This is a genomic window from Neisseria sp. P0021.S006 (assembly GCF_051956895.1).
Map to the genome: position 1 here is coordinate 1 of NZ_JBQCWZ010000997.1, position 540 is coordinate 540.

Sequence of the window (540 nt, forward strand, 5' to 3'; positions counted from 1 at the left end):
GGGCATCATTAATACGGCGGATATCCGGGCTGATGGTTTTGGCTGCTTCGGGCTTGGCTTTTTGATGTGCCAACTGGCTGCGTCGTTCTACTTCGCGCACCGACCAACCGTTTTTGACGGCTTTTTGCGCCAACTCCAATTGGTCAACCACATGCAAAGTTAGCAACGCACGGGCATGCCCCATTTCTAGACGGCGTTGGTAAAGCATTTCCTGAACCGGCTCAGGCAGGCTCAACAGGCGCAGGCTGTTGGAGATGGCACTACGGCTTTTACCGACGGCTTTTGCGATGGTTTCATGAGTCAGGCCGAATTCATCGGCAAGGCGTTTCAAACCTTGAGCTTCTTCAATCGGATTGAGGTTTTCACGTTGCAGGTTTTCAATCAAACCCATGGCCAACGCGGTTTCATCGCTGATGGTTTTGATGACGACGGGAATTTCGGTCAAACCGGCCAACTGGGAAGCGCGCCAACGACGTTCGCCAGCAATCAATTCATATTGGGACAAACCACGTTCGCGCACAATAACCGGCTGGATAATGC

1 protein-coding gene is annotated in these 540 nt (G+C 52.4%); it reads right to left on the minus strand.

Going from position 1 to position 540, the window contains the following annotated elements:
* Positions 1-540 (minus strand): ParB/RepB/Spo0J family partition protein (locus tag ACTHUM_RS18370; protein WP_440403732.1); only part of this gene is annotated, 540 nt, incomplete at both ends.